The sequence below is a fragment of the Bacteroides sp. 2201st1_D9_2201SCRN_220225 genome, from assembly GCF_040928965.1.
Lineage (GTDB): Bacteria > Bacteroidota > Bacteroidia > Bacteroidales > Bacteroidaceae > Bacteroides > Bacteroides stercoris.
Window position 1 is genome coordinate 1 of sequence record NZ_JBCODG010000171.1, and the last position, 1,316, is coordinate 1,316.

Below are 1,316 nucleotides of genomic sequence, written 5' to 3' on the forward strand. Positions count from 1 at the left end.
GGTGAGTTCTATCAATTCAATTTATCCTCTTGTATCAGACAGCAGAACTCTTTAACTGCCCAATTTGTGAGCTTTAGTCTTTCAAATTTAGCGAATATTTTCTACCCCCCCCAATTTTTACAATAATTAACTTGTGTCTGTTGTAAAAATTGGATGTGCAGGCATAATTCACCCCAACAACTCAGGTTTCAGCCTGATTATTTGCGTGTAACGACTGATGTTATACACAAGACTGGTGAGTGCTACATTGGCTTTAGCACGAATAAGCCCTACTGTACGCACCACAAGTCCACGCATGGTTTGTTCCTCAAACCCGAATACATGCTCGACAAGGCAACGTGTCTTGGATTTTTTCCTATTGTCTGATTTCTGCTCCTTGGTAAGCGGACGGTTACGGTAGCCCTTTTCGCAAATTATCGGATTCATCTTATGCTGTTTTACAATCTCCTCTTGTCCGACATAACCGGCGTCCAAATACAAGTCCTTGCCTTCGTCTTTTTCATCCAGCAGTCCTTCAAAGCCTTTGGAATCATGCACTTCTGCCGACGTGGTATCATAAGAAAGTATGATCTTATTGCGTTTCTCAACTTTAGTATGCTGCTTGTAGCCGTAAAAAGTCTCATCACGCTTCTTTGTCCAGCGGGCATCTACATCCTTGTGGCACTTCTTGTGGGGATTGTCATTCCACAACTTATCACCCGCTCCCTGTTTTATCTGCTCATTTTCATCACGGGTGTTACGTTGGCGAGGGGCAATAACAAAACTGGCATCAATGATGCGACCCTCATTGAATTGCAGACCCTTACTTTCCATGAAACTATGAAATTCCGAAAAAAGCTTGTCATAAACGCCTGTATTTGTCAGGAGTTCGCGATACTTCCACACCGTCTTCTCGTCAGGAACATCGTCAACACATTCAATACCAAGAAACTTGCGGAAACTCGTACGGTCAACTATCTGATACTCTATCTGATGGTCACTCAAACCATAATAACGCTGAAGAAACAAGACCTTGAACATCAGCACACAGTCTATCGGCGGACGACCGGCATTACTTTTGCGCTCTCCGGTAAAAAGGGCTGATTCAAGAGTAGGACGAAAGATCTCAAAATCAACATACTGAGACAACACTTCAAGAGGATTGCCCATTTCATTCAAACGCAATTCACGATTCTCTGACTCAAATAGTTGATTATAACGAAGCTTACGGTATCGGGATAACTTGTTCATTATAAAATTCTTATTTTCTGCAAATTTACGCTCTTGGAACCATATAAACAACTGTACTACAATATTTTAATTTATAGAACTCCTCT

Annotated in this window: 1 protein-coding gene; it reads right to left on the minus strand. The window is 41.6% G+C overall.

Translation table 11 applies throughout. The features are described from left to right. Positions 1-168: 168 nt before the first annotated feature. Positions 169-1,230: an IS5-like element IS1169 family transposase gene (locus tag AB5903_RS22465; protein ID WP_005794453.1), complete on the minus strand. Its 1,062-nt coding sequence runs from the start codon at positions 1,228-1,230 to the stop codon at positions 169-171. Positions 1,231-1,316 lie beyond the last annotated feature (86 nt).